The sequence below is a fragment of the Methylobacter sp. Wu1 genome, assembly GCF_036553575.1.
Taxonomy (GTDB): domain Bacteria; phylum Pseudomonadota; class Gammaproteobacteria; order Methylococcales; family Methylomonadaceae; genus Methylobacter.
Genome location: NZ_JAZHOC010000044.1, coordinates 12,100 through 33,938, shown reverse-complemented (window position 1 = coordinate 33,938; position 21,839 = coordinate 12,100). Strand labels below are relative to the sequence as shown.

The window sequence follows — 21,839 nt, the reverse complement described above, 5'->3', positions numbered from 1 at the left end:
CCATATTTTTAATTTGTGTTGTGAAGTCTGTCACATAATCGAATTAATGGCAGGCCGCTTTTCGGTTCAGAGGTAAAAATGCATGCTTCTTCATAGACACAAAACTTGGGCATCTCCCGTTGCCGTGAGGACTGCGTTTTGTAATACTAATAATCAAGGCGCGGAGGAGTTGCCGGAAAATGAAAGCGCCAGGCGCATCCATCATCAATCAGCGGAGCGAGCACCATTGAATAGTTTGCCGGTTCAACAAGAAGATCGACATCCGATCGGGATCATCGCCGAAATTCATGGCCCTGTGGTCATTATCGACTGCGACCGGCTGCCGCCCTTGCGCCAGGCTTTATGCACCCGTTTCGATCATACCGTCTACATGTTCGAAGTGCATCAGCATCTCGATGAAAGGCATGTCAGGGCGATTACGCTGCACGGCACGTCGGGCCTGAGCCGGGGCTTGACTGTTTACGACACCGGCGCGCCGCTGCAGCTTCCGGTTTCCAGACAATGCCTAGGGCGGTTATTGAACATCTTCGGCGAGCCGCTGGACGGCGGCAGTCCGCTGCCTCAAACCGAATTCCGCAATATCCATTCGAAACCGCTGGCCTTGTCGGAAGCGACCGGCATCAGCGGCATTTTGCAGACCGGCATCAAGGTCATCGATCTGCTGTGCCCTTTCGTCAAAGGCGGCAAAACCGGGCTGTTCGGCGGCGCCGGCGTCGGCAAAACGGTACTGGTGATGGAATTCATCCATGCGGTTTCGGCGATCCACCAGGGCGTTTCCGTGTTTGCCGGCGTCGGCGAGCGCATTCGCGAAGCCCATGAATTATGGCGGGAGATGGAGCAGGCCAAGGTCATGTCCGACACCCTGATGGTGTTCGGGCAAATGGACGAATCGCCCGGCGTGCGCTTCCGCGTCGGCCTGTCGGCTCTGACTTATGCCGAATACCTGCGCGATACCCTGCACAAGGAAGTCCTGTTCGTGATGGACAACGTCTTTCGGTTCGTGCAGGCCGGCAGCGAGGTATCGAGCCTGCTCGGCCGCATGCCGGCCACGGTGGGTTACCAGCCGACCCTGACCACGGAAGTCGCCGAACTGCAGGACCGCATTCTGTCCAGCCGCCACGGCGCCATCACATCGGTTCAGGCCGTCTACGTGCCGGCGGACGACATGACCGATCCGGCAGTCAGCGCCATTCTCAGCCATCTGGACACCACCGTCATTCTGTCCAGGGACCAGGCCAGCAAGGGCATCTACCCCGCCGTCGACCCGTTGCGCTCCGGCAGCCACCTGATGGACCGCCATACCTTGGGCGACCGTCATTACAACGTGGCCGAGAGCGTGCGCGAGCATCTGGCGCGCTATGAGGAACTGGAAGATATCATCGCCATGCTGGGCATCGAGGAATTGTCCGAACGGGACCGGAAAATCGTCATGCGCGCCCGCAAATTGCAGCGCTATCTGACCCAGCCGTTTGCGGTTCTGGCCCAGCACACCCGGCAAACCGGCGTCTCGGTTCCGCTCGAGCAGACCTTGACCGACTGCGAGGCTTTTCTGGCCGGGAATTATGATGACTTGCCCGAAGCCCAGTGTTATATGCGCGGCAGCATGCAGGAACCGGCATGAAAGCATTCGCACTGCAATTATACGATGCCACCCAGGAACAGCGCATAACGGGCGTAACGGCCTTCATCGGCGAGGATGCGTCGGGCAACTTCGGCATTCGCGCCAACCATGCCCGGTTCATGACCACGCTCGTCTTCGGTCTGGCGCGCTTTCGGCAAGGCGAAGAGGATTGGCAATACCTGGCATTGCCCGGCGCGGTCCTGTATTTCAACAATAACGAGCTGACGCTCAGCACGCGGCGCTTCATGGTAGATACAGACCTCGACCGCATCAGCGCATTACTGGAACAGCAATTCATAGCCGAGGAAGAAGATCTGCGCGCGACCAAAACCAGCCTGCAAAAAATGGAACAGGCCATGCTGACGCGGCTCCGGGCGCTCAAGTGGGAAATGCTATGACGCACCGGCGGCGATTAAAACAGCAGGTAGACAATCAGGTCAGGCGCATGAAAAAGGCGGAGCGGGAACGCCCGAATCTGCTTGCGCAAACGGTCTATCTCGGAACGCTTGGGCTGGTCATGGTGCTGCCCATCATCGGCGGCGTCTACCTGGGCCACTGGCTGGACAGCATCATGCCGGGCTCTCCGATATGCTGGACTCTCAGCCTGATGTTTGCCGGCATTGTGGTCGGTATTTTTAACGTTTATTTTCTCATTCAAAATAAATAAAGCTTTGGATAGTCTCTCTGGTAAATTAAATCATGGAAAATGAATTTATCTTTACGCTCGGGCCACTGGCTATCAGCTTATCCATTCTGACCACCTGGGGCATCATGCTGTTCATTGCTGTGCTGTCCTGGCTTGTCACCCGACATCTGGACATGATGCCCGGCCCCTTACAGGCTACGGTGGAAGGTATCGTTTCCGCGCTGGAGGAAGCCATCCTTGCAGTCGAACCGGTACACGGCCGGCAGATCATGCCTTTTATCGCGACCTTATGGCTGTTTCTGATCGTTGCCAATCTGCTTGGCTTAATACCCGGCCTGCATTCGCCGACACGCGATCTTTCGGTCACTTCGGCGCTGGCCGTGCTGGTGTTTTTTTCGGTGCACTGGTTCGGTATCAAAACGCAGGGGCTAAAAAAATATCTGCATCATTATCTGATGCCCAGCCCGATTTTGCTGCCTTTTCATATCATCAGCGAACTTACCCGAACGCTGGCGCTGGCGGTCCGTCTGTTCGGCAATATCATGAGTCTGGAAACGGCGGCAATGCTGGTATTGCTGGTCGCAGGTTTTCTCGCGCCGGTTCCGATCCTGATGCTGCATATCATCGAAGCGCTGGTGCAGGCTTATATTTTCGGCATGCTGGCGCTGATTTATCTGGCCGGTGCGATACAATCCCAACAACTTAATAATCAACAGGAATAGATATGACAGACATCTCCTTAATCGTGCTGGGTTCTACCGTCGCCGCCGTTATCGGCATCGCCATAGGCGTCATAGGGCCGGCATTGGCCATGGGGAAATCGATCGGCAGCGCGCTGGAAGCGCTGGCCCGCCAGCCGGAATCGGAACAGTCGCTCATGCGGACGTTGTTTATCGGGCTGGCGATGATCGAATCGCTGGCTATCTACTGCCTGGTGATTATTCTGATCGTCTTGTTCAGAAATCCATTGCTCGAGCTCATCACCAAGTAATCAAGCCAGGCAGCCATGGAATTCAACCTCACCACCTTTGCGCTTGAAATCGCCAATTTCCTGATCCTGATCTGGATCTTGCAACGGCTTTTCTATAAGCCGGTTCTGGCCGTCATTGCCCGGCGCAAACAGTACATCGATCAGACACTGGCCGATGCCCAGAAATTGCGGCAGGAAGCCGAAGATTTGCGCCAACACTACGAAAACCGGCAAAACGAGTGGGAGCAGGAAAAACAGGCCGCGTCCGGTGTGCTGCGCCGGGAAATCGAGGCCGAAAGAAAAACGCAAATGGACCAGTTACAGGCCGATCTTGAGCAGGAGCGGCAAAAAGCCAAAGTCATCCTGTCCCGTCAGCAGCATGATATTCAGCGTCAGGCCGAAGAAAAAGCGCTGCAGAACGGCGCCCGCTTTGCCGGCCTGGTGCTGCGGCAAGCCGCCGGCCCCGAACTGGAAGCGCGCTTGTGCGCCATGCTGCTGGAGCATTTCAATGAGTTGCCCGAGGAATGCAGGCGCTGCCTGAAAATGCTAGACGCTGAAAAATCGGTGTCCATCCTCATTACCAGCGCCTATCCCCTTCCGGACGAGTTAAGGCAAAAGCTGGAGCAAAAGCTGGGGGCGCTCATCGACAGGCCCGATGTGTTTCATTATGCCCAGGATGCCGAGCTGATCGCCGGCCTGCGCATCGACATCGGCGCCTGGGTCCTGCACGCCAACCTGCAGCATGAACTAGCCGGTTTTGCCGAGATTGCCCATGGATCTGATTGAACCCGAAGCCGCCGACCTGGTAAACAAGCAAAGCGCCTGGCTGGATCAGTATCAGCCGGGGCTTCGGGTCACCGAACAAGGCACGGTCGTAACGGTCGGGGACGGCATTACCTGGATCAAGGGACTGCCTTCGGCAGCCATCGAAGACATTCTGGTTTTCGGCGACGGCAGCCGGGCCATGGTGTTCGACCTCAACCGCGACCTGGTCGGAGCGATCCTGCTGTATGAAACCGAAGCGCTGACGGCCGGCACGCCGGTCCGTCTGTCCAAGCATGCGCCCAGCATACCGGTCGGAGACACTTTCATCGGCAGGGTGGTCGATCCCTTGGGCGCGCCGCTCGACGGCAGCCCCGCTCCGGTCTCCGTCGAGCGGAGCTGTCTGGAAAAAGCATCGCCGCCGATTATCGCCCGGGATTTTGTTCATAGGCCGCTGTATACCGGCATTAAAATCATCGATACCCTGATTCCGATCGGCAGAGGCCAGCGGCAATTGCTGATCGGCGACGAAGGCCTGGGCCGCAGTTCGATCGCGATCGACACCGTGATCAATCAGAAAGATAAAAATGTGGTCTGCATTTATGTGTTGATCGGCCAGAAACGATCGACCGTGGTAAAGACCATTGAAACCTTGAGAAAACAAGGCGCCATGGACTACACCGTCTGCGTCGTGGCCGAAGCCAGCGCCTTGCCCGGCCTGCAATATATCGCGCCGTTCGCCGGCTGCGCGCTGGCCGAATACTGGATGGCGCAGGGCCGCGACACGCTGGTCATCTATGATGACTTGTCGACCCACGCCAGGACCTACCGCGAACTGTCCTTGTTGTTGCGCCGCCCGCCCGGGCGCGAAGCCTATCCCGGCGATATTTTCTTCGTGCATTCCCGGCTGCTGGAACGCTCGACCTGCCTGAATGCCGAAAACGGCGGCGGCAGCATGACGGCCCTGCCCATCGTCGAAACCCAGCAAGGCGAAATTGCCTCCTATATTCCTACTAATCTGATCTCCATTACCGACGGCCAGATCTATCTGGATGCCAATCTGTTCGCATCGGGATTCCGCCCCGCCATCGACATCGCCAAGTCGGTCTCGCGGATAGGCGGCAAGGCCCAGCATCCGAGCATCAGCAGCCAGGCCGGACGCATGAAGCTGGATTATCTGCAGTTTCTGGAGCTGGAAGCCTTTTCCCGGTTCGGCCAGCGCCTGGAGGCCTCGATGGAGGCACGGATTCAACGCGGGCGCGTGCTGCGGGAAATTCTCAAGCAGGACCGGCTGAGTCCGCTCAGCAGTGCTTTTCAACTCGCCTGGCTGATCGCCTTCAACGAACACTTGTTCGACCAGGCCAAGCCGGAGGACATCAAAGATTTTCTGGCACGGCTCCAGCGAGGCATTAGTGAAACGTCGCTGACGCTGAACAGCAGCCCCGAGCAGTGGCTGCAAGCTGTCAGAGACTGGCTGGGCATCAAGCCGGAGCTGCAGCCATGAGCCAAAGCCGGCGTCTGCGGCAGCACATCGGCCAGATGGAGGACATCCGGAGTATTTTAAACTCGATGAAAAATCTCGCGTTTATAGAAATTCATAAATTGCTCCGCTTTCAAACCGTGCAGAACAAGGTCGTCGAAGCCATTGAAGATGCGGCCGCGGATTTCCTTACGTTTTACCCTTATGTACCGGATACCGCTGGCAGCGCGGCCCCTATCGTTATTGTGATCGGGTCCGAGCGGGGCCTTTGCGGTGATTTCAATGACAGCCTGATCAATGAAATGGCGACGGCGGCCTACGCGGACGTCATTATTATCGGCAGCAGGCTGGTCAACAAGTGGCCGGATGCTTATCCCGAACCGATAGCTACGATAGAAGGCGCCAATACGGCGGAAGAAGTACCCGACGTCGTTAACCGCCTGCTCGGCACAGTTACTTCTTTGCAGGAAACGCGCGGTTTCTTTGAATTGAAAGCCATCTATCACGACAACGCGCTTAACCGGCTCTCTCATCTGACCCTGTTGCCGCCTTTTCAGCAAACTGCTCAGAGCCATCCCCGCTCCGGTTTTCCGCCGCTGCTGAACCTTGATCCGGCCGATTTCTTCGCAGACATGGTGGAGCATTATTTATTCGCCGTAATGCATAAGCTCTGCTACACGTCGCTGATGGCGGAAAATCACCTGCGCTTGCAGCATCTGGACGGCGCGGTGCTGCATCTCGACAATGACACGGTAAAACTGCGCCGGAAATTTCAGATCCATCGACAGGAAGAAATCACCGAGGAAATTGAAGTCATACTGTTGAATGTGGAAAATCTTTAAGGAAGAGGATGAATTCGGCGCTCCAACTTTATTAGGAGTATCTCGCACTCGGCCAACTTTTAGCCAAACTGATTCAAATGACTGAATAACAAGGGTTTGGGGATGAATTCCCTGTTTTTTTAACAGAGTTATCCACAGTTTTTGTGGATAAGCTTGTGTTTCGTGAATGAAGTGAAAAAGCTTGTAAATACGGCAGCCAGACACGCTTTTTATTTGGCAACCCGCTGCTGAACTGGCCGCACTGGCAGCCGTCGTGCAATGCGCCACGGAAAGACAGCAAAAATGGCTATGGCTTTACACCGACAATCGGAGTTTGGTGCAGTTATGGGACGAACACCGCGGCGATAATCGGCTCAATGAGCTGCGCAGGCAGGCAGCAAGCCTGAAGCGGTTTACCCTTCGCGCTATCCCCCGTCTGCACAACCAGCCAGCCAATGCCCTGGCAAGGGCTGCGGTCCCACGGTAGACGCGGCGGATATTCAGCGGGTTGCCAGCTCCTCCTCCAATTCCCTGACCAGCGTGGCGGCCACGGTTCTTAAGGAGCCGGTTTCCTGAAAAAGCCGACGTTGACGAAGATAGCTGGGTTTGTTGACAAGATGATTTTCCAGATGCCGCAGGTAGTCTGTGGTTCCCAGTTCAAGCGCGGTTGGCGCCAGCTTCCGGAAGGTCTCCTCAATCACTGCCTTGATAGGGCTGCTATGGTCTTGGTTATCGACAATATAGTCGGCATTCAGCCCCCAGCAGGAGGCGTTGAAATGATTCATCTTTTCCATCCACCAGTGCTGCGGAGGAAGATGGCCCAATGCTTTTTGTTCGTGGCAACGCAGGAGATAGACGATCAGGGTGTATGTCAACGCCGCCATCATGATGTTCTCGCGCACAGTGGGCAGCGCATCCATCACCCTGACTTCAAGGGTGCCGAAGCCGGGGGAAGGGCGAAGATCCCAGTGGATATCGCGGCAGATCAAGCTCAGCCCGGCTGCGCGGGTGTGACTGAAGAATTCGGCAAAATCGCTCCAGGTACCGAAGCTTGGCGGCACGCCGTAGTCTCTCATTATCGCCAGAAACCGCTGGCGGAATGAGGCGCAATCGGTATCCTCTCCTTCCCAAAAAGGCGAGCTGGCCGATAATGCCAACAAGATGGGCAAATAGGGCTTGAGCAGGGTCATGACGGCAAGCGCCGCATCGCCGGAAGGCATCCCTATATGGACATGCAGGGCGAAGGTTTTCAGCCGGCGCGACAGATAGCCCATCTTCTCCCCGATGGCGAGATAACGCGGCCGCGGGGTAATGCCGACCGGATGCCGGCAGAAAGGATGGGTGCCGGCGGTACAAAGGGCCATGCCCAGCGCATCACAGCGTTCCTTTAACGTCCTGACCAGCGACATCACATCCGCTTCCAGTTCCCGGATGTTTGCGCATACCTTCGAGTTGATCTCAACGGAACATTGGGTCAGCTCCGGCTTGATTGCCGGCGTTTCGGGATAATTGTCCAGCAGGGCCGATATGCCGTCCGTCAAATCCAGCGTCACGGGATCCAGCAGTTGAAACTCGATTTCGATGCCCAGCGTGGCATCGGCGCAGGCCTTGAACTCAAAGTCCGGATGCGTTATGTGCTCAGGCTTCCTGGGCATAGGCTCTGATCGCTTCCCTGGCGACTTCGTCGAAGAAGGCCGCTCCGACCTTCAAGGCTTCTTCATCAAAATCAAAGGCCGGATTGTGCAGGGGGATGTTTTCCCAGCCTTCGCGCCGGGCGCCGAAACGGACGTAACAGCCCGGGATTTGCTTGAGATAATAGGCGAAATCTTCTGCCCCCATGCTCGGATTATCGATAGGGACCAGCCCCTGCTGCCCGACTACCTTAAGCGCCGCGAGTCTGGCGATCTCCGCCTCTTGCTGGGTATTGACCACGGGCGGGTAGCCTTCCGAAATTTCCACATCGACGATCGCGTTATGCAGAGCGCCGGTCGCTTTCGCTATGCGTTTGAGTCCTTCGATGATGTGTCTTCGCACCGGGCGCTCGGTGGTTCGAATCGTGCCCTGTAAAACAGCATGCTCGGCAATGACGTTGGCCGCCGTGCCGGCCTGTACCTGGCCGATAGTCACCACCGAAGGGTGAAACGGGCTGATTTCTCGCGATACCAGGGTCTGCACTGCCATGATCAGCAAACCGGCGACCACTACGGCATCTACAGTCTCATGAGGCCGCGCGCCATGCCCGCCGCGCCCGCGTATCCGGATGGTGAACTTATCGGACTGGGCGGTAATTGTGCCATGGGCGACCATGATCTCGCCCACCCTGAACTGGCGCATCACATGGCCGCCGAAGATCGCCTTCACGCGGTCGAGCGCCCCGGACTGGATCATCACTTTGGCGCCGCCCCCTCGCTCTTCGGCCGGCTGGAAAATCAGCACCACGCGGCCTGGCGGCGGGTTTTCCTTGAGCATGGCCGCCGCTCCCAGGAGCATGGCCATGTGGCCGTCGTGGCCGCACGCATGCATCTTGCCCGGATTGACAGAGGCAAAAGGCAGTCCGGTCGTCTCGTCGCCGGGCAGGCCGTCCATATCGGCCCGCAATGCGATCGCCGGGCCATCGTCCTGCCCGGTGATCTTGCCGACAATGCCGCCGCCCACGCCGCCATATTCGAAAGGAATATCCAGACGCCGCAGTTCCTCCATAATGACCAGAGCGGTTCTCTCCTCCTCAAACGCCAGCTCCGGGTAGCGATGGAAGGTCCTGCGCAGTTCCACCATGCGGGGAAATATCGACTCAATCAATGTCAGCCGGCTCATAATCCTCCCAGTGCTTTTCTATTTGAAAAACGAAGCTATTGTTATATTTGATTCAATTCGCTGAGTAAGATTCCTCTGATGTTTAAACATTGGCCGATATTGGATAAACGTCGCGGATGGGGAATGCCTCGGTCGGCTTGGGGAAAAGTTTGTTATATTTGGCTAATTTGTTAGCTGTCTAGCCCCATACAAAAATGAACAAAGGAATAAAAATTTCAGAACTATCCACCCTTGGAGATTGGAAAAATCTTTGAATATTGGATAGAAGAATTAGAAACCATAATCGAGTTATCAAATGAGGGAGAGGTTCCTTTCGTTCATGCAGAACATGGCAGCAAGCATCACTTTGGAGTCTATATCATCATCCTATGGCTCTGAAAAAGAAGCTCAAGGAACGGCATCTAAAGATGAAAATGAATGATTTTTGCTAACGACATAGTCATTACAGTATTGAGATAATAGTTTAATGTTGCCGCCGCCAAATCATTGGAAAGCTATCAACATTGTTTTTTCCAGGCAGCACAACTAAGCATTCTGAAATCATTTCATTGGTGCTTCGCATCCATATATTCCATTGCACAGCCTTATAATTTACCGAGACCGTCACCATCTTAGCGCCCTCGTGCGCCCCCTGTTCCGAGAAAAAGAGGTTATCAACATCTTCGAGGTCAGCATTAGTCAACCGGAAGAACGTGAAATCAGCATCAAATTGCACGTTTTTTTTGTCATCGACTATTGGCTGGCCATTTGAACAGAGATTACTGCCAAACTCCGTGCTTTGCCCAAGTCCGACACTACAAAGCGCAGCTGATATAGGGGGAATAAGTTCTACAGTACCGCCCAGTTCATCAGTTCGTTCCTCCTCAACAGCAAGGCGTGTTGGTCCTAATATTTGGAAGTGAATACGCGTACTAGTGGGCAAGTATTCATCACATAACTTAACAGCATTAGCAGGCGGTATTGTTTCGATTATCCAGGTTCCGTTTATCATATCGTTTTTTGAATCCTTTGCTTTAGCTTCTGATGAGGCAAAAATTAGAGTGGAAATCAGCAATAGTACAGCCAACTTTACGTTACATTGGCCATTCGAAAAGGAAAATAACATTGCAAATCCAATATTATGGTTTTGTTGCACAAGGTTGTTGACACTGTTCATTGAGATACGATAACTCACGCTTGCCACGGGCGGCGATCAGCTTGTTTTTATTTTTAGTCTTTTGCTCCAGAGCATTCCGTGCGCCTTCATTGTCTCCTTCGAGCAACGCGTCAATAAATGGTTTGCTATGTATCTTGTTGATACGGCCTTCGTGATAGAGAGTAGAAAACAAAACAGTTTGCTGTGAACAACTGATATCGCTGAAACCTGAAGTTGAGTTAATTTCTTCTTGCCAAGCTTTCATCTTGGCTTGATCAGGTGCTGTTTTCTTTTTTGCCTGTTCCCGTTTTATTTGTGCGTTAAGATTTTTCACTCGTTTGAGTCGAGCTGACTCAAACTGCTTTTTTAATTCAGGGACTCGGCTCTTCATTGCATCTATATCAATCAATTCCACATCTTTTTGAGGTAGAATCAACGGTCCCTTTATCTTTGCCTCACGTAAAGCCTTACAGGCATCGGCTCTTTTCTTGCCGAGAAAAGGTTTTATACGGTCACGAGTCTCCTGTGATACACCAGCATCTTCCAATCTTTTAAGATACTTTGTTTCATCACTAATAGCTCCAAGATCGACACCAGTACCGATAGTAACCCCAGAAGAATTACCTGTTGTAAGAATAGGCGAACCATCCTCAGCCGCGCCTGAAACGGGTCCCCATGGCACATAAGGCGAGAGATATGAACCTCCCTCGGCATTCGATACAAAAGCACCATCAATGCAGGTTGTATCATTTTTTAGAGCTTGCGAGGCTGCGCTTGAGAGTTTACATCCCTGTGCAGTATCCGCTTTGCCATTGGGACAAGTAAAAGGATCCGCATTCACACAATATTCAAGTTTCCTCGGCAAAGGACAAGCTACAATAATTTTGCCGTCTTTCATTGTTGTGTTCTTACATTTTTTACTCGCTTGACGGAAAAGCTCATTTTTTTCATCATCAGACATAGTTTTACTGTTCTCATCGAGCCAAACTTGATCTTTCTTCATCTGAATTTTAAGAGCTTCTTCACGAGCCTTACGGGCTTTTTCTGCAGCCGCTGCCTTCGCTTTGCGAATTTCCTCTTTTGTAGGTTTGTTAGCTTTAATGGTGAGAGCTTTTTTTTTACTCATGATAACCTACCATCCTTAAATTTGTTTTCCGGCTCCAATGCACAAATACTATCGAGCAAAACGAGTCCAGCCTCATACGATGGTAATGCAAGACAGAAAACTGCGACGCCTTTGCGCAATTGCTCCGGCGTTGCTCCTTTTTCGGCAGCACATAAAACCGTATGGATAAACTCGTATTCAATACGCTCACCTTCTGGGCAGGGTTTCCCTTGAAGTTGATCAAACAGATAATCGGCGATACGCCAAGCCGCTTCAAAATCAAGTCGAGATGGACGTTGGTAACACTGCTCAAACAGGGCGAAGAAATCTGACACTATCACAAGTAAATAATCTTTTCGGATAGTAGCCGCCATTTCAGCAAATTGATTGGGTTTAATCGAAAACATAGATTTTTCCCTGAAATTCAGAATTATGTGTTTTGCAATAAAATATTTATAAACATAGACATGAACACAGCAAATTGGGTCTAATAAATTTTGTTAATAAGTTCCTGAGTACAGCAAACATGATTAATGCTGACATACTTCATCATTGGTTACCTAATATGTTTATATTTAGGTATTTTATGTTTTTACTCAAGCTTATAAATTCGAAAATGCCTTTTTAAAACTGATTTATCAAATAAGATAGCAAGAATATGGAAATAATAATTTCAAATAATCCATAGAATGTGCCGAGCGAGGTACGAGGCGCATCATTCGCGATACAATTCTATATTTTTAAGCGTATCGGCTGCAAATGATGGGTTTCCCCATACCAGCCAGCCCTAGCGCTCTGATTATGCGAATTAGAAAAACCCACTATTGATATATCACATGACCAAAAACATTTACCAAAAACCGTCGCCGGAAACCCAGGCGGAAGCGCTGAAAATCGCCAGGGCGACGCAGCGCCCGGGGCAAACCAAGGAACAAACCAAACTGATCGCCCAGGGCATTGAAAAAGGCATTGCGCTTTATAAGAAGCAGCAAAAGGAAAAGGCCAGGGAGTTGAGCCGGAAGCTCAAGAAGGCTTCAAGTCAGCAGCAGCACTCTGCCGAGCCGGAGGACCAGGAAATGGAAATTGTGGAACGGATTGTTTACCGGCAGCATTGGCTGCCCTGGCTGCTGCTGGCTTTGAGCTGGCTGGGGTGGGGTGTTTATTTTTTCGTTTCCCGAGGCCAATGAATATTCATTGCAGCGGCCGGGGTCTGCGCCTGATGCCGGCATTGGCCTCTGTTTTTGTTGCTTTCCAGACTCCGAAGCACAGAGCGGAACCGTGGGACGGATTCCGCCGCATCTCCTATGCGGCAGATAGTGCCTGTGTATCCTTCAGTCCCGTCAGCTTCTCAAAATAATCCACTACCAGCTCCGCTTTGCTATGGGAATTCAAACCTTCAGCCAAAACAATAGTCCCCGAGGCGGTTTTGGCGATGATCTGGTAATCGATGTGATGAGTACTGCCGGACTGGCTGCTGCCGTTTTGTTTGATTTCGATCGAGCGAATCAGCGGATAAGCGGAGGTTTTGTTGCTGACCGGAACGCCGAGAATGCGCCGAACGGCAGTGAGCGAATGGCCGTCGAACCGGACGTGCAGCGAGTTGAACAGAGCGTATAAACCGGAAAGCACAATCAGACTGCCGACAAGACCGAATATGCCGCTCATGAGGTTCAGCGGGAAACCTTCCTGTGTTGCCTGCTTCCAGAGGAATACGCCGACGCCGCTGAAGATGCCGCCAAACAGCATGATGGCAAATGCGCTCAGCGGCTTGCGCCACATTGGGTAGTAGATGTCGACGCGGCTGCCGGTACGGGTCAGCGGCAACAGTGCGTCTGCTCTGAGTTGTACATGCCCGGATGGTTGGTGTTGCGTGGAGAGAGAGGTGATGCGGCGGGATTTTTCTTTGCCGGGGTAGACGGGGATTTCGAAGCTGCGCTTTAAGTCTACACCGGGCATATCACCGTGGATATTGAGCCGCCACAAATGGTAATTGTCGCTGTGCTCTTCACTTGACGGCAACCCGTCCGGCACTTCAAACCGGTATTGCAGGCGAGTACCGTGCATCGATGGATGGACCTCGGCATATCCCTGGTCCTGCCAGATGACTTTTTCGCTGCGCGAACGATCTTCACCGCGGCCTGAAATGTAGCTGTTGATGCAGCTAAGAGTCACTTCGAAGGCTGTGGACGGCTGGTAAAGGATATTGACCAGTAGCTCGCCGCCGACATCGCCGCCGATCGCGCCGGGGAAAGGGTCCATGGTCATCGGCGTCGCGCCGAAACGTTTCCATTCCAGTGTGGATTTGATCGCCCAGAACAGCAGGCCCAGACCCACGCACGGAAATAACAGCACCAGCAGCGCAAGCGCGCCTTTCTCGCGCCAGATGTCCGGTATGAAAAAGGCGGCAGGGGTGCTGATCAGATTCCAGAATACAGCGAAACCCCAGACGAAGTACGTGCCGGTTTTGGCATTGGAATGGATGACGCCGCCTTGCCATTCGGGCCGTTGCAACCAGGGCTGCGCGCCGCTTGCCGGTGTCGCTGCGGTTTTGGTGCCGCGCAGGCCGAAATAGATCATCGCGAAGCCTGCGCCGCCGAAGACGATGACGAAGATCAATTTGAAACCGAGCAGGCCCCAGCGAATGTCCCGATTCAACACGGCATCTTCGGGATTGGAAGGGTCATACCAGACGCTGACCGTCTGGTTGTTTATGCGGGCATTTTCCAGGCGACTGCCCAGCGATTGCTGGAAGCCGCCGACATTGTCGTTGCCCGTGTTGATGGCGACACGGCTGCCGCGATAGTCCAGTCCGCCGACGTTATAGAGATAGTCGGCTTTTACTCCGTAGGTTGTGGACTTGCTGGAACGGCTGGTAACGAGCTGCGCCTGCAGCAAGGTCCCCGGCGTTTCCGGCCAGGAAGCCATGCGCGCAGCGTCATGCAACGTCGGCACAATGGAAAACAGCAGGAAGCCTGCGCCGACGCAAAAAAACGGCAGCCCGAACAAGGCAAGCAGCCAACTTTTTTCGGTTTTGACGGTAGAGGGCATGGTTTTATTCCAGATAGCCGCTGATTGAATGATCGCCTGAATGCGGGGCTTTGGCATCGGCGTTTCTCTGCACAGGTAGGGACGCTGCGCACAATGTCATTTTAGTCGATATAGCGCAAGATGGCTGAAAGCTCATGCAAAGCAGAGGTACGCGGGCATGGGGAAAGGCGCGTTGTTGGCTTGAAGCCCTGGCTGGCAGGGCAAGATTTTGCAGAGCGAGTCAGGGATTTTTTTCCAGGACGATCCCAGCCTTCAGAGAATTAATTCTTTGCTTTTGTGCCGTGGCGTACATAAGTTTTGTTCTTTTTGTTGTAGCTTACATTCCTTTGCTGGGAGCAAATGGCCTGTGGCTATTCTCCAGGAAGAAGCCCTATCTCTTTTAATTCAAGCACTTGAGGGGAAGATATGACTCAACAGATAGTTAGGCACAGATCACGCAGATCTTCTGTGCAAGCCGTGATTTCTTTTCAATCAAATGAAGAGAGATGGACATGTTGAAAAGTGTTTACAGTCGGTGAAAAGTCATGGGTCAAAAGGATAATCCTCCAAAAACATTGCATCAGCCAGCGCAGGCTATAGCGAGCGTGGATGTAATACCCGTTATTGAAGAACAGTTACGTATTGATAAAAGGGTCGTGGAGACCGGAAAGATACGAATTTCAAAACGGGTCACAGAACATGAAGAAACGGTCGCCGTGCCGCTGATGCATGAGGAGATACAGGTGGAAAGGGTCGCTATCAACCAGTTTATCGATTCACCGCCGCCCTCAATCCGATACGAGGGCGACACGATGGTGATTCCGGTAACAATGGAAGTGGCTGTGGTTGAAAAGCGCCTGATGCTAGTCGAGGAGTTACATGTAACTAAACGCCAGAATCAAAAGCAGGAACCCCAATCAGTGAATTTAAGCAAGGAGACGGTGAGCGTTGAACGCCTCAACATTGACCGCCCTGATTACTATGGCGCCGAGCAAAACGGATGCTGACAAAACACCTTTGTTTTCAATCGAAAATCAGCTTTATAGGTAAAAATTATGAGTCAGACAGTAGTAGGCATATTCGATGATCCTTCCGATGCCCAAGACGCCGTGCAGCAACTTTTAATTCATGGTTTCTCTCGGGCGGATATTGACATCTCCATACAGAAATCCGAGCAACGCGATGAAAAAAAGCTCAGTAGTTTTTTCACCTCTCTATTTGGGACGGATACGGCAAGATCCTATACCGAAGTGGCCCGGCAAAGCGGCGCCATCGTGACTGTCCATGCCGACTCGCCGAGCCAGGCTGCTCAAGCGGCAAACATTCTTGATGATGCGGGCGCTCTGGACATGGATGAGCAGGCTTACCAATACGGCACTGGCGTTTCCGGACAAGCAGGGCTCTCTGAGCAGCAGGCTGGCGCCGCCGAGCGGGCCGGCATTGCCGAACCGATCGGCACCTGTGCGCCAGTCGGGGCCACCGGCAGGGAAAAAACCATTGCCGAGGCGGCCAGCGGAGAAAATGCCATCCCTATTATTGAAGAGCAGTTAAACGTAGGAAAAAGAGAAGTGGAAACGGGCCGGGTCAAGCTGCGCAGCAAAATAATTGAGCAGCCGGTCGAGGAGCATCTGAGGCTTCGCGAAGAGCATGTGCATGTTGAAAGACACGCCGTAAACCGGCCTGCTTCCGAGGCGGATCTGGCAGGTTTTAAGGAAGGCGAAATAGAAATCGTCGAGCACGCCGAAGTGCCGGTTGTTAATAAGGAGGCGCGTGTCGTCGAGGAAGTGCAGATCGAAAAGGAAATAGGCGAGCGTGAGGAAATCGTCAGGGAGAAATTAAGAAAAACCCAGGTGAATGTAGAGGGCGGAAAAAGGCCGCAGTAATGTTGCAGTCCATAGGATGTGCCGACGACCCCATGGATGGGGAAGGTAGAGTACCAACAGTAGGCGCTTTAGGCGATGCAGGAGCAGTTGCCGAGGCGCATCGCCCGCGATGGATGCGCTTTACCGTGCCGCTTAAAGCGCCTGCTCTTGGCCGGCATATCCTATGGCCCTACATTGCCGAACTGATGATGGCGGACTGCTGAAGCGAATCCGCCTGCGGATTAATCAGGTGCGTGATTGCAAGATCCGCCCTTTATTTTTCGCCGATCATTTTACCTTCGAGGTATACCTCATTAAGGAGCTTGGTCCTATCGGCAGTCATTTTGCTTTCGCACTTTAAAAGGTCCCAGTCTCGCGATGTGCCGCCGCTAGACAGGGTGTAATAAGCATGGCAATTGGCATCTCGATACTTTAGCCAAACCCTCTGACTTTGAATAAGGGTTTCTCTTATTTCTTCCTTTGGCGCCAAGCCATCTTTGAAATCGTCTGAATCTATTTTTCTTATGATTTGCTGATAGACCTGGTTAAGTTTTACGTCTGCCAGTTCATATTCTTGCTGTGCTTTGCAAAGATGCTCCGGCAAATCGCACTCATCGGATGCTTGAGCAACAAAAGAAGCTGACAGCAAAAATAGAAATATTAATTGATTCTTCACCAAATACTCCACTCTCTGCACATGAATCTTTATTGTATTTAACGTTGGAATTGAGCAGCGGTTCAGGCGAAGCCTGATACGTCCGCGAATGATTTGTGTATGCCCAGCATGGGCGTGAACTTATGGGGTGGAAGTTCCTTGTCGGAGAGCCGATATTGATTAACATTCAGTATAGGTTGACGATTATAACGACTAGCTGAAGGCAAGGGCAATATCGTCAGGTGTCGTCTGGCGGAAGTCTGGGAGCAGGGCTGCGAGCTGACGGACAGAAGTTATATAGAAAGCCGAATCCCTAGCCCCAAAAAGGTACGCGGTGCATAACCGTCTACAAGGTTTTGTAGGATGGTGAGGAACGAACCGCATCGTTCGTGATTGATGCGGTTCCTATCGTCACCCCATACTGCCGCGCTACGCCTGTTGGACGATTGCCGAGAGCGTTCCGGGTCGAATACCCTAAAGGGCTCAAGTGCATTCGCCCAGCGTCTTCGAAGAAGAAGTTGATGGGCTGATCCGCCGGTAAATCGCACAACAGCCGGTTTACCCCACCTGAATATCCACGCTTGGATAACGGACCCGCCGTTTCTTGGGCGTGGCGATCACATAGGCCGCCGTCAATGGCCCCAAACGTCCGACAAACATCAGTATCATGATCAGGCATCGGCCGGCTGTCGACAGCTCGCCGGTCAGGCCCCGGGACAGGCCGGCCGTACTGAGCGCCGACACGACTTCAAACAGGCTGTCGAGCAGCGGCGCGCTTTCCAGCACCGACAGGGCCAGCGTGCCGACAATCACCAGCGTCATCGAAATGACGCTGACCGAGAAGGCCTTCATGACCACGTTGCGCTGCACCGACCGGCGCATCATAGTGACGTCGTCGCTGCGGCCGAGGAAGGCATAAGTGGTCATGAACATGACGACAAACGTGCCCAGCTTGATGCCGCCGGCCGTGCTCATCGAACCGCCGCCGATGAACATCAGCACGATCATCAATAGCGCCGTCGGGTCGGTCAGGGATTCGATAGGCAGCGTGTTGAAGCCGGCCGTGCGCGGCGTGACGGCCTGAAACCAGGAGGCCGTCAATTGCCCGGCCAGCGGCAGATTCGCGATCGTCGCGGCGTTGTTGCGCTCGAACAGCCAGACCAGCAGCCAGGCGCCCAGGTTGATAATGACGGTAGCGCCAAGTATCAGCTTCGTATACGGCTGTAAGCGTTTCCAGCGGCGGCGGGTCTGCCACAGATCCTGCAGCACGACGAACCCGAGTCCGCCGATGATGAACAGGGAGCTGATGATCAGATTGACCGGCACATCGCTGGCGTAGGGCATCAAATTGTCGGCGGACAGCGCCAGCCCGGCATTATTAAAAGCTGAAACCGTATAGAAAAAAGCATGGTAAAGCGCGAGCCGCCAGCCCAGTTCGTCGCTCCAGGTCAAAGCCAGCAGCACGAAGCCGATGCTCTCGACGGCGAGGGCAAAATAGACCACGGTGCGCGCCACTTCGCGGATCTTGTTCAGGTTGGTCTCATTGAACGCCTCCAGCGCCAGCATCTGATGCCTGACCCCTATCCGTTTGCCTATGCTCAGAACGGTCAGCACCGAAAAAGTCATGAAGCCCAGCCCGCCGGCCTGAATCAGCAGGGCGATCACCGTTTGTCCGAATACGGTGTAACGCGCGCCGATATCGGCCACGCCCAGGCCGGTCAATGTAACGGCCGAGGCGGACGTGAACAGGGTTTCCAGCCATGTGACAGAGCGGGTCGTGGACAGCGGCAGTTTAAGAATGGATGTGCCGAAAATGATCAGCACCAGATAGCCCGAGGTCAGAATGGCCGGCGGGCTGGCTTTCAAGACCCTGTTTTTTAGGGTGGATTGGCCGCTTTCGAAGCGGTTGATGAGATGTTCCACCATCGCGTTAGCTGAATCGGTCTGCCAGTTTCAGCAGTGACTTTCTGACCCCGGCCAGGACCACGGTGTCGTCCGACTCGATCAGGAACGGGTCGGCAGGGTTCGGAAACAGTTGCTCGCGCCGTTTCACCAGAATGCCGAATACTTCGCCTTTGACGCTTGACAGCAGTTCAGCCAGCGAAGCTCCGGCCATCCGTTCCGTTACCTTGATCTCGACGATATATTGCTTGTCGCCCAGCGCCATGTACTCGCGAATCATCGGATAAGCCAGGGCCTGGGCCGTGCGCGCGCCCATTTCCTCTTCGGGATGGATGATACGGCTGACGCCCAGCCGGCTTAAAATCAGGTGATGCGCCTGTGTCGTCGCCTTGACCCAGATGTTGTCGATGCCCATGTTTTTCAGATGCACGACGCAGAGCAGGCTGGCCTGCAGGTTCTCGCCGATCGCGATGACCACGGCATCGTATACCGTCAGGTTCAGCTCTCTCAGCGCACGCTCATCGGTCACATCGGCAACCGCCGTGTAGGTCAGCGCATCGGCAAAGGTTTCGATCACGCGCCTGTCGCTGTCGATGCCGACGACATCGTGCCCCATCCTCATCAACTGAAGCGCCAGGGTGGCGCCGAAACGCCCCAGGCCTACCACTGCATACTGAGCCATAAACAACCCTATCAATTAACAAAGTCCGCTTTGTTGCCGAAGGCGGCCTAACGGTCCGGCCTGTCATACTGATGGTATTCTAAAAATCAGATATGAAAATCTAATTATATCGTTTTTAAGAAACATCAGAGTTCACTACCATTTACTCAGACACACCGTTCAATCATTTATTCAAATTTGGAAGCGACACAAGGGGCACAGACATGGCAGCTAACGTTGAGAATATTAATCTGAAAAAACAGCGCGCGGCTGAAATCACCAGCCGGATCGGCCAAATGCTTGAAGACATCCGTTTTGGCTCGATTGAAATTGTCATCCACGACGGCAAGGTGGTGCAGATCGAGCGCCGCGAAAAACTCAGACCTGAAGTTTTCGGTAATTAAATTAACAAAATCCACCGGATCACCGGGGATTTGAAACAGATGTGATGCAGCCGGGCGTTCCCATGCTCCGCATGGGGACGCTTCCGTATGGCTGAAGCGGCGCGGAACGGGACACTGGAGCATCCCGAAGACAGTTTCTGCGCAGCGTCTGTGAACTATAAATAATCTACCGGAATAACCGGCGATTAAATTAAAAAAATTAAAAAGGCGGCAAGTCACCGGTCAACCGGAAAGGGCTGCTATCTGGGGAAACGCATGAGGACCAACAACGTTTTACTTTTAACGGCCGCCATTAACGGCCTGTTAGCTGTCAGCGGTATTCAACCGGCAACCGCCTCTACCGCTAAAGAAAAAGACGAAAAAATCGAATTACTGGAACGCCGTCTGCTTTTGCTGGAGCAACGCCTGGAAGCTGCCGAGCGTAATAATACCGAGCATACGAAGGCTCCGGTAGCGGACGACAAACTGCAGGCGCTGGACCAGAAAGTCAAAATTCTGGAGCGGAAACACGAAGTCGATAAAGAAATCGCCATAGAAAACGCTAAAACAGCCCCCGTATTTGAAGCCGGCCCGAAAGGCGTGAGCTTTTCGTCGGCCGATGGCAGCAACTCGGTGCGCCTGCGCAGTTCCATACAGGCGGACGGCCGCTTCTTTGTCGATAATGAGTCAAAGGCAAAGGACAGGTTCGACCTCAGGCAGGCGCGTATCTGGCTGGAAGGGCGGTTCTGGAAATATTTCGATTATAAACTCATGCCCGATTTCGGCTCCAACCAGACGCTGCTGGCCGATGCCTATGTCGATGTGCATTATTTTCCCTATGCCAGCCTGAATGTCGGCAAACAGAAAGTGCCGATCAGCCTGGAACGTCTGCAAGGCGATTCCGACGGCACATTCATGGAGCGCGCCTATCCGACTTATCTGGCCAGCAACCGTGACATAGGCGTCAAGTTGCACGGCAGTTTCGCCCGGCCCGGCGAGAAGGCCCAGTACGCGGGCCCGATCGACTTCAGGAACTTCTTTACCTATGAAGTGGGGGTATTCAATGGCGGCGGCGACAACGGCGCCGATAATACCGACAAGGAAAACGACGATAACAAGGAAGTGGCGGCCCGCCTCTGGGCGCATCCGTTCCAGAACTCCGGCATCGCTGTGCTGGATGGTCTCGGCGTCGGTATCGCTGGTAGCTGGGAAGTGCCCAACAACAATAAGACCACCGTCAAAAATATAAAAACGCCGCTGGGCCAGAATACCTTGGTTGACTACACCAAAGTCGGCACAGGCACAACGGAAGTGGCCGCAGATGGCGAGCACTATCGCATCTATCCGCAGGCGTACTGGTTTTACGGGCCTTATGGCTTGCTGGGCGAGTATGTGCTGTCGTCGCAGCAATTAACTGGTGATGGCGGCAATACCCATATTCAGCAGGACAACACGGCCTGGCAGATTCAGGCTTCTTACGTCGTGACCGGCGAAAACAATACTTTCCAAAGCGTCAAGCCACGCTCGCCGTTCGATCCGTTCAGCGGTCAATGGGGGGCTCTGCAACTGGCGACGCGCTGGAGTGAATTGTCCATCGACAAGGACACGTATAGACCGGTAAATGGCGTGCAGTTATTGGACCCATCCGGTTCAATCAGAAAGGCCAGCTCCTGGGCGATCGGCGCCAACTGGTTCCTGAACCAGAACACGCGTCTGATGGCGGATTATGAAAATACGCATTTCACAGGCGGCGCCAAAAACGGCGGCGACCGTCCGGCTGAAAACGTGTTTTCAACGCGGCTGCAGCTGGTTTTTTAACGCTGCAACGTGAACTGTGGGGGCGACTTCAGTCGCCCATTGATTATCAATACAAGGTTGTAGGGTACGCACCGCGTACCATTTTGGAGCGTCCATAAGTGGTACGCGGTGCGTACCTTACTGTTGGTAAGCGAAGTCGCCTCCACAAGTTGATAAATATCGAATAATTCGATGATA

23 protein-coding genes are annotated in these 21,839 nt (G+C 53.4%); 14 read left to right on the top strand and 9 right to left on the bottom strand.

Annotation, left to right across the window (positions count from 1 at the left end; all coding sequences use genetic code 11):
- The first annotated feature begins 226 nt into the window (after positions 1-226).
- The 8 genes from atpD to V2P20_RS07005 are packed head-to-tail and all read left to right on the top strand — an operon-like array spanning position 227 to position 6,321.
- Positions 227-1,621 (top strand): F0F1 ATP synthase subunit beta, encoded by a 1,395-nt coding sequence (gene atpD, locus V2P20_RS07040; RefSeq protein ID WP_331817488.1) that lies wholly within the window; start codon positions 227-229, stop codon positions 1,619-1,621.
- On the top strand, positions 1,618-2,019 hold the full coding sequence (locus V2P20_RS07035; protein ID WP_331817486.1) for a F0F1 ATP synthase subunit epsilon: 402 nt from the start codon (positions 1,618-1,620) through the stop codon (positions 2,017-2,019). Before atpD ends, V2P20_RS07035 begins: the two co-directional genes overlap by 4 nt.
- Complete coding sequence (locus tag V2P20_RS07030) at positions 2,016-2,288, top strand: AtpZ/AtpI family protein (RefSeq protein WP_331817484.1); 273 nt, start codon at positions 2,016-2,018, stop codon at positions 2,286-2,288. Before V2P20_RS07035 ends, V2P20_RS07030 begins: the two co-directional genes overlap by 4 nt.
- 32 nt (positions 2,289-2,320) lie before the next feature.
- Positions 2,321-2,989, top strand: coding sequence for a F0F1 ATP synthase subunit A (locus V2P20_RS07025; RefSeq protein ID WP_331817482.1), 669 nt, complete (start codon positions 2,321-2,323; stop codon positions 2,987-2,989).
- Positions 2,990-2,991: 2 nt separating this feature from the next.
- Positions 2,992-3,258 carry an ATP synthase F0 subunit C gene (atpE, locus tag V2P20_RS07020; protein WP_331817480.1) on the top strand — a complete coding sequence of 89 codons (267 nt, stop codon included), beginning with the start codon at positions 2,992-2,994 and terminating at the stop codon, positions 3,256-3,258.
- Between the two features lie 15 nt (positions 3,259-3,273).
- A complete protein-coding gene (locus V2P20_RS07015; protein ID WP_331817478.1) occupies positions 3,274-4,023 on the top strand; it encodes a F0F1 ATP synthase subunit delta in 750 nt (249 codons plus the stop codon).
- On the top strand, positions 4,010-5,503 hold the full coding sequence (locus tag V2P20_RS07010; RefSeq protein WP_331817476.1) for a F0F1 ATP synthase subunit alpha: 1,494 nt from the start codon (positions 4,010-4,012) through the stop codon (positions 5,501-5,503). Before V2P20_RS07015 ends, V2P20_RS07010 begins: the two co-directional genes overlap by 14 nt.
- Positions 5,500-6,321, top strand: coding sequence for a FoF1 ATP synthase subunit gamma (locus tag V2P20_RS07005; RefSeq protein WP_331817474.1), 822 nt, complete (start codon positions 5,500-5,502; stop codon positions 6,319-6,321). The genes V2P20_RS07010 and V2P20_RS07005 overlap by 4 nt, the downstream gene beginning before the upstream one ends.
- Before the next feature lie 479 nt (positions 6,322-6,800).
- On the opposite strand, the gene V2P20_RS07000 is transcribed toward V2P20_RS07005, so the two are convergent.
- The 5 genes from V2P20_RS07000 to V2P20_RS06980 all read right to left on the bottom strand — a co-directional run bounded on the left by V2P20_RS07000 (position 6,801) and on the right by V2P20_RS06980 (position 11,761).
- A complete protein-coding gene (locus V2P20_RS07000; RefSeq protein ID WP_331817472.1) occupies positions 6,801-7,955 on the bottom strand; it encodes a YbdK family carboxylate-amine ligase in 1,155 nt (384 codons plus the stop codon).
- The gene (locus tag V2P20_RS06995) at positions 7,939-9,114 is read right to left on the bottom strand and encodes a M20 family metallopeptidase (RefSeq protein WP_331817470.1); all 1,176 of its coding nucleotides are present in this window, start codon (positions 9,112-9,114) and stop codon (positions 7,939-7,941) included. Before V2P20_RS06995 ends, V2P20_RS07000 begins: the two co-directional genes overlap by 17 nt.
- 463 nt (positions 9,115-9,577) lie before the next feature.
- Positions 9,578-10,270, bottom strand: coding sequence for a hypothetical protein (locus tag V2P20_RS06990; RefSeq protein ID WP_331817468.1), 693 nt, complete (start codon positions 10,268-10,270; stop codon positions 9,578-9,580).
- Complete coding sequence (locus tag V2P20_RS06985; RefSeq protein WP_331817466.1) at positions 10,233-11,375, bottom strand: pesticin C-terminus-like muramidase; 1,143 nt, start codon at positions 11,373-11,375, stop codon at positions 10,233-10,235. Before V2P20_RS06985 ends, V2P20_RS06990 begins: the two co-directional genes overlap by 38 nt.
- Complete coding sequence (locus V2P20_RS06980) at positions 11,372-11,761, bottom strand: hypothetical protein (RefSeq protein WP_331817464.1); 390 nt, start codon at positions 11,759-11,761, stop codon at positions 11,372-11,374. Before V2P20_RS06980 ends, V2P20_RS06985 begins: the two co-directional genes overlap by 4 nt.
- A gap of 429 nt (positions 11,762-12,190) precedes the next feature.
- Between V2P20_RS06980 and V2P20_RS06975 the strand changes: the two genes are divergently transcribed.
- Positions 12,191-12,541, top strand: coding sequence for a DUF2956 domain-containing protein (locus V2P20_RS06975; protein WP_331817462.1), 351 nt, complete (start codon positions 12,191-12,193; stop codon positions 12,539-12,541).
- Between the two features lie 115 nt (positions 12,542-12,656).
- On the opposite strand, the gene V2P20_RS06970 is transcribed toward V2P20_RS06975, so the two are convergent.
- Positions 12,657-14,459, bottom strand: coding sequence for a DUF3592 domain-containing protein (locus V2P20_RS06970; protein ID WP_331817460.1), 1,803 nt, complete (start codon positions 14,457-14,459; stop codon positions 12,657-12,659).
- A gap of 467 nt (positions 14,460-14,926) precedes the next feature.
- Between V2P20_RS06970 and V2P20_RS06965 the strand changes: the two genes are divergently transcribed.
- The 3 genes from V2P20_RS06965 to V2P20_RS06955 are packed head-to-tail and all read left to right on the top strand — an operon-like array spanning position 14,927 to position 16,467.
- Entirely contained in the window at positions 14,927-15,388 is a 462-nt protein-coding gene (locus V2P20_RS06965; RefSeq protein ID WP_331817458.1) for a YsnF/AvaK domain-containing protein, read from the top strand.
- 48 nt (positions 15,389-15,436) lie between these two features.
- Positions 15,437-16,264, top strand: a complete 828-nt coding sequence (locus V2P20_RS06960; protein WP_331817456.1) for a YsnF/AvaK domain-containing protein — start codon at positions 15,437-15,439, stop codon at positions 16,262-16,264.
- Complete coding sequence (locus tag V2P20_RS06955; RefSeq protein ID WP_331817454.1) at positions 16,264-16,467, top strand: hypothetical protein; 204 nt, start codon at positions 16,264-16,266, stop codon at positions 16,465-16,467. The genes V2P20_RS06960 and V2P20_RS06955 overlap by 1 nt, the downstream gene beginning before the upstream one ends.
- Positions 16,468-16,517: 50 nt before the next feature.
- Here V2P20_RS06955 and V2P20_RS06950 read toward each other — a convergent pair whose 3' ends face one another.
- From V2P20_RS06950 to V2P20_RS06940, 3 genes are all read right to left on the bottom strand, one after another.
- The gene (locus tag V2P20_RS06950; RefSeq protein WP_331817452.1) at positions 16,518-16,919 is read right to left on the bottom strand and encodes a lysozyme inhibitor LprI family protein; all 402 of its coding nucleotides are present in this window, start codon (positions 16,917-16,919) and stop codon (positions 16,518-16,520) included.
- A 537-nt stretch (positions 16,920-17,456) separates the two neighbouring features.
- Positions 17,457-18,824 (bottom strand): potassium transporter TrkG, encoded by a 1,368-nt coding sequence (locus V2P20_RS06945; RefSeq protein WP_331817450.1) that lies wholly within the window; start codon positions 18,822-18,824, stop codon positions 17,457-17,459.
- Between the two features lie 4 nt (positions 18,825-18,828).
- On the bottom strand, positions 18,829-19,482 hold the full coding sequence (locus V2P20_RS06940; RefSeq protein ID WP_331817448.1) for a TrkA family potassium uptake protein: 654 nt from the start codon (positions 19,480-19,482) through the stop codon (positions 18,829-18,831).
- A gap of 203 nt (positions 19,483-19,685) precedes the next feature.
- Here V2P20_RS06940 and V2P20_RS06935 point away from each other — a divergent pair, with 203 nt between their 5' ends.
- Positions 19,686-19,865, top strand: coding sequence for a YezD family protein (locus V2P20_RS06935; RefSeq protein WP_331817446.1), 180 nt, complete (start codon positions 19,686-19,688; stop codon positions 19,863-19,865).
- Positions 19,866-20,120: 255 nt separating this feature from the next.
- Positions 20,121-21,662, top strand: coding sequence for a porin (locus V2P20_RS06930; protein ID WP_331817444.1), 1,542 nt, complete (start codon positions 20,121-20,123; stop codon positions 21,660-21,662).
- The last annotated feature ends 177 nt before the right edge of the window (positions 21,663-21,839 follow it).

Coding starts and splice junctions, on each gene's coding strand:
- V2P20_RS07035 (WP_331817486.1), top strand. CDS start 1,618: ATGAAAGCATTCGCACTGCAATTATACGATGCCACCCAGGAACAGCGC.
- V2P20_RS07030 (WP_331817484.1), top strand. CDS start 2,016: ATGACGCACCGGCGGCGATTAAAACAGCAGGTAGACAATCAGGTCAGG.
- V2P20_RS07025 (WP_331817482.1), top strand. CDS start 2,321: ATGGAAAATGAATTTATCTTTACGCTCGGGCCACTGGCTATCAGCTTA.
- atpE (WP_331817480.1), top strand. CDS start 2,992: ATGACAGACATCTCCTTAATCGTGCTGGGTTCTACCGTCGCCGCCGTT.
- V2P20_RS07015 (WP_331817478.1), top strand. CDS start 3,274: ATGGAATTCAACCTCACCACCTTTGCGCTTGAAATCGCCAATTTCCTG.
- V2P20_RS07010 (WP_331817476.1), top strand. CDS start 4,010: ATGGATCTGATTGAACCCGAAGCCGCCGACCTGGTAAACAAGCAAAGC.
- V2P20_RS07005 (WP_331817474.1), top strand. CDS start 5,500: ATGAGCCAAAGCCGGCGTCTGCGGCAGCACATCGGCCAGATGGAGGAC.
- V2P20_RS07000 (WP_331817472.1), bottom strand. CDS start 7,955: ATGCCCAGGAAGCCTGAGCACATAACGCATCCGGACTTTGAGTTCAAG.
- V2P20_RS06995 (WP_331817470.1), bottom strand. CDS start 9,114: ATGAGCCGGCTGACATTGATTGAGTCGATATTTCCCCGCATGGTGGAA.
- V2P20_RS06990 (WP_331817468.1), bottom strand. CDS start 10,270: ATGAACAGTGTCAACAACCTTGTGCAACAAAACCATAATATTGGATTT.
- V2P20_RS06985 (WP_331817466.1), bottom strand. CDS start 11,375: ATGAGTAAAAAAAAAGCTCTCACCATTAAAGCTAACAAACCTACAAAA.
- V2P20_RS06980 (WP_331817464.1), bottom strand. CDS start 11,761: ATGTTTTCGATTAAACCCAATCAATTTGCTGAAATGGCGGCTACTATC.
- V2P20_RS06975 (WP_331817462.1), top strand. CDS start 12,191: ATGACCAAAAACATTTACCAAAAACCGTCGCCGGAAACCCAGGCGGAA.
- V2P20_RS06970 (WP_331817460.1), bottom strand. CDS start 14,459: ATGCCAAAGCCCCGCATTCAGGCGATCATTCAATCAGCGGCTATCTGG.
- V2P20_RS06965 (WP_331817458.1), top strand. CDS start 14,927: ATGGGTCAAAAGGATAATCCTCCAAAAACATTGCATCAGCCAGCGCAG.
- V2P20_RS06960 (WP_331817456.1), top strand. CDS start 15,437: ATGAGTCAGACAGTAGTAGGCATATTCGATGATCCTTCCGATGCCCAA.
- V2P20_RS06955 (WP_331817454.1), top strand. CDS start 16,264: ATGTTGCAGTCCATAGGATGTGCCGACGACCCCATGGATGGGGAAGGT.
- V2P20_RS06945 (WP_331817450.1), bottom strand. CDS start 18,824: ATGGTGGAACATCTCATCAACCGCTTCGAAAGCGGCCAATCCACCCTA.
- V2P20_RS06940 (WP_331817448.1), bottom strand. CDS start 19,482: ATGGCTCAGTATGCAGTGGTAGGCCTGGGGCGTTTCGGCGCCACCCTG.
- V2P20_RS06935 (WP_331817446.1), top strand. CDS start 19,686: ATGGCAGCTAACGTTGAGAATATTAATCTGAAAAAACAGCGCGCGGCT.
- V2P20_RS06930 (WP_331817444.1), top strand. CDS start 20,121: ATGAGGACCAACAACGTTTTACTTTTAACGGCCGCCATTAACGGCCTG.